Annotated in this window: 2 tRNA genes and 2 rRNA genes; all 4 read left to right on the forward strand. The window is 50.4% G+C overall.

The window, feature by feature from the left end:
- Positions 1–1,160, forward strand: a 16S ribosomal RNA gene (locus OE749_RS18540); the annotation flags it as partial.
- 72 nt (positions 1,161–1,232) lie between these two features.
- A tRNA-Ala gene (locus tag OE749_RS18545) sits at positions 1,233–1,308 on the forward strand.
- A gap of 164 nt (positions 1,309–1,472) precedes the next feature.
- Positions 1,473–1,549, forward strand: a tRNA-Ile gene (locus tag OE749_RS18550).
- A gap of 439 nt (positions 1,550–1,988) precedes the next feature.
- Positions 1,989–4,867: ribosomal RNA gene (locus tag OE749_RS18555) — 23S ribosomal RNA — on the forward strand.
- Positions 4,868–4,915: the final 48 nt, after the last annotated feature.

The raw sequence follows: 4,915 nt of genomic DNA on the forward strand, positions 1-4,915 counted from the left end.
AACCCTGATGCAGCCATGCCGCGTGTGTGAAGAAGGCCTTCGGGTTGTAAAGCACTTTCAGTGGGGAGGAAAGGTTAATGGTTAATACCCATTAGCTGTGACGTTACCCACAGAAGAAGCACCGGCTAACTCCGTGCCAGCAGCCGCGGTAATACGGAGGGTGCGAGCGTTAATCGGAATTACTGGGCGTAAAGCGCACGCAGGCGGATTGTTAAGCTAGAGGTGAAAGCCCCGCGCTCAACGTGGGAATTGCCTTTAGAACTGGCAGTCTAGAGTCTTGGAGAGGGGAGTGGAATTCCAGGTGTAGCGGTGAAATGCGTAGATATCTGGAGGAACATCAGTGGCGAAGGCGGCTCCCTGGCCAAAGACTGACGCTCATGTGCGAAAGTGTGGGTAGCGAACAGGATTAGATACCCTGGTAGTCCACACCGTAAACGCTGTCTACTAGCTGTTTGTGTATTTAATACGTGAGTAGCGTAGCTAACGCGCTAAGTAGACCGCCTGGGGAGTACGGCCGCAAGGTTAAAACTCAAATGAATTGACGGGGGCCCGCACAAGCGGTGGAGCATGTGGTTTAATTCGATGCAACGCGAAGAACCTTACCTACACTTGACATCCAGAGAACTTACCAGAGATGGTTTGGTGCCTTCGGGAACTCTGAGACAGGTGCTGCATGGCTGTCGTCAGCTCGTGTCGTGAGATGTTGGGTTAAGTCCCGCAACGAGCGCAACCCTTGTCCTTAGTTGCCAGCATTTAGTTGGGCACTCTAAGGAGACTGCCGGTGACAAACCGGAGGAAGGTGGGGACGACGTCAAGTCATCATGGCCCTTACGTGTAGGGCTACACACGTGCTACAATGGCAAGTACAGAGGGAAGCAAGACGGTGACGTGGAGCGGACCCCTTAAAGCTTGTCGTAGTCCGGATTGGAGTCTGCAACTCGACTCCATGAAGTCGGAATCGCTAGTAATCGCAGGTCAGCATACTGCGGTGAATACGTTCCCGGGCCTTGTACACACCGCCCGTCACACCATGGGAGTGGGATGCAAAAGAAGTAGTTAGTCTAACCTTCGGGGGGACGATTACCACTTTGTGTTTCATGACTGGGGTGAAGTCGTAACAAGGTAACCGTAGGGGAACCTGCGGTTGGATCACCTCCTTACCAAAAGTTGCGCCTTTTAGCGCAGTGTTCACACAGATTGTTTTGTTATTGAAAAGAAGAACGAAGGCCATTGGGGCTATAGCTCAGCTGGGAGAGCGCCTGCCTTGCACGCAGGAGGTCAGCAGTTCGATCCTGCTTAGCTCCACCATCTCTTACTAGAGAATGAGCCAGCCTAAGCGGAATCGTAAGGTTTTGCGAGGAATTGGTTTCTAGTCGAGCCGACTAAGGCGGATTCGAAGGCACATACTCAAGTATGTAACTGAGAATGCAACGCATAAAGGCGAAGAATAGGAATCAAGGCCGAAGTAAAATAGGCTTGTAGCTCAGCTGGTTAGAGCGCACCCCTGATAAGGGTGAGGTCGGCAGTTCAAGTCTGCCCAAGCCTACCAATTTCTTCGTTATGCGTCGTCAGATAAAAGCTCATGTGCTACTTGCACACTACGCTTTCACCTTCCTCGCCTAACAAAGAAATGCAAGGTTTTAATGAATGTACTCTTAAGAGAGTAAATTGATTAAGGCCAGTGCCTTACAAGAGGTTATCCACTGCTTCGGCGGTGCTTGATACACCCCTTGCGCAAATATCACCGCGTAGCGATGAATTTGCACGAAATGTTCTTTAACAATTTGGAAAGCTGATATTAAAAATCAACAACTGAGAGTAACTGAAGAGAAATCTTCAAGCGTATTCTATCTGATTGTGATTAGCACTTGTCATGCATACAACATAGACCGAAAGCGGAAATTGCGAGTTATCTTTCTTACCAGTGAAGATGGCGCAGTAAGGGTAACCTTACGGAAGCAAGAACAAAAGGCTGCTTAGGGTTGTATGGTTAAGTGACAAAGCGTATACGGTGGATGCCTTGGCAGTTAGAGGCGATGAAGGACGTGTAAGTCTGCGAAAAGCTGTGGTGAGCTGACAAAACGCATTTGAGCCACAGATGTCCGAATGGGGAAACCCACCTCTTTGAGGTATCGTTAACTGAATACATAGGTTAACGAGGCAAACCCGGGGAACTGAAACATCTAAGTACCCGGAGGAAAAGAAATCAACCGAGATTCCCCTAGTAGCGGCGAGCGAACGGGGATTAGCCCTTAAGCAATATAAATAACAGTGGAAGGCTCTGGAAAGTGCCGCGATACAGGGTGATAGCCCCGTACACGAAGGGATTTATATTGTGAAATCGAGTAGGTCGGGACACGTGTTATCTTGACTGAATATGGGGGGACCATCCTCCAAGGCTAAATACTCCTAACTGACCGATAGTGAACCAGTACCGTGAGGGAAAGGCGAAAAGAACCCCTGTGAGGGGAGTGAAATAGAACCTGAAACCGTATACGTACAAGCAGTGGGAGCACCTTCGTGGTGTGACTGCGTACCTTTTGTATAATGGGTCAGCGACTTATATTTAGTAGCAAGGTTAACCGCATAGGGGAGCCGTAGCGAAAGCGAGTGTTAACTGCGCGTTTAGTTGCTAGGTATAGACCCGAAACCCGGTGATCTAGCCATGGGCAGGTTGAAGGTTGAGTAACATCAACTGGAGGACCGAACCCACTAACGTTGAAAAGTTAGGGGATGACTTGTGGCTGGGGGTGAAAGGCCAATCAAACCGGGAGATAGCTGGTTCTCCCCGAAATCTATTTAGGTAGAGCCTCGGACGAATTCCTTTGGGGGTAGAGCACTGTTAAGGCTAGGGGGTCATCCCGACTTACCAACCCTTTGCAAACTCCGAATACCAAAGAGAACTATCCGGGAGACACACGGCGGGTGCTAACGTCCGTCGTGGAGAGGGAAACAACCCAGACCGCCAGCTAAGGTCCCCAAGTCCTAGTTAAGTGGGAAACGATGTGGGAAGGCTAAGACAGCTAGGAGGTTGGCTTAGAAGCAGCCACCCTTTAAAGAAAGCGTAATAGCTCACTAGTCGAGTCGGCCTGCGCGGAAGATGTAACGGGGCTAAACTAGGCACCGAAGCTGCGGCAGCATGTTTACATGCTGGGTAGGGGAGCGTTGTGTAAGCCGTTGAAGGTGTGTTGAGAAGCATGCTGGAGGTATCACAAGTGCGAATGCTGACATGAGTAACGATAATGGGGGTGAAAAACCCCCACGCCGGAAGACCAAGGTTTCCTGTCCCATGCTAATCAGGGCAGGGTAAGTCGGCCCCTAAGGCGAGGCAGAAATGCGTAGTCGATGGGAATCAGGTTAATATTCCTGAACTTGTATTATCAGTGATGGGGGGACGGAGAAGGCTAGGCCAGCATGGCGTTGGTTGTCCATGTGAAAGTGAGTAGGCTGAGAACTTAGGCAAATCCGGGTTCTTAAGGCTGAGACACGAGACGAGACTCTACGGAGTTGAAGTGGTTGATGCCCTGCTTCCAGGAAAAGCCTCTAAACTTATGATAATACGAACCGTACCCCAAACCGACACAGGTGGTCAGGTAGAGAATACTAAGGCGCTTGAGAGAACTCGGGTGAAGGAACTCGGCAAAATAGTACCGTAACTTCGGGAGAAGGTACGCCGCTGTTTGTGAATCCCTTGCGGAGTAAGCAGATGGCGGTCGCAGTGACCAGGTGGCTGGGACTGTTTATTAAAAACACAGCACTGTGCTAAATCGAAAGATGACGTATACGGTGTGACACCTGCCCGGTGCCGGAAGGTTAATTGATGGGGTTAGCGTATGCGAAGCTCTTGATCGAAGCCCCGGTAAACGGCGGCCGTAACTATAACGGTCCTAAGGTAGCGAAATTCCTTGTCGGGTAAGTTCCGACCTGCACGAATGGTGTAACCATGGCCACGCTGTCTCCACCCGAGACTCAGTGAAATTGAAATCGCTGTGAAGATGCAGTGTACCCGCACCTAGACGGAAAGACCCCGTGAACCTTTACTACAGCTTGGCACTGAACATTGAACCTACATGTGTAGGATAGGTGGGAGGCTTTGAAACATAGTCGCCAGATTATGTGGAGCCGTCCTTGAAATACCACCCTTGTATGTTTGATGTTCTAACATTGCTCCATTATCTGGAGTGTGGACAGTGTCTGGTGGGTAGTTTGACTGGGGCGGTCTCCTCCCAAAGAGTAACGGAGGAGCACGAAGGTTAGCTAATCACGGTCGGACATCGTGAGGTTAGTGCAATGGCATAAGCTAGCTTAACTGCGAGACAGACACGTCGAGCAGGTACGAAAGTAGGTCATAGTGATCCGGTGGTTCTGAATGGAAGGGCCATCGCTCAACGGATAAAAGGTACTCCGGGGATAACAGGCTGATACCGCCCAAGAGTTCATATCGACGGCGGTGTTTGGCACCTCGATGTCGGCTCATCACATCCTGGGGCTGAAGTCGGTCCCAAGGGTATGGCTGTTCGCCATTTAAAGTGGTACGCGAGCTGGGTTTAGAACGTCGTGAGACAGTTCGGTCCCTATCTGGTGTGGGCGTTGGATGATTGAGGGGGGCTGCTCCTAGTACGAGAGGACCGGAGTGGACGAACCGCTGGTGTTCGGGTTGTTTTGCCAAAGGCATTGCCCGGTAGCTACGTTCGGAATCGATAACCGCTGAAAGCATCTAAGCGGGAAGCGAGCCCCAAGATGAGTCATCCCTGACAGTTTAACTGTCCTAAAGGGTTGTTTTAGACTAAGACGTTGATAGGCAGGGTGTGGAAGCGTTGTAAGGCGTTAAGCTAACCTGTACTAATTGCCCGTGAGGCTTAACCATACAACGCCTAAGAAGCTTTAGCTTCGGTGTTGTAAGACAAGTGCACAA

The sequence above is a fragment of the Fluctibacter corallii genome, assembly GCF_025751585.1.
Classification (GTDB): Bacteria; Pseudomonadota; Gammaproteobacteria; order Enterobacterales; family Alteromonadaceae; genus Fluctibacter_A; species Fluctibacter_A corallii.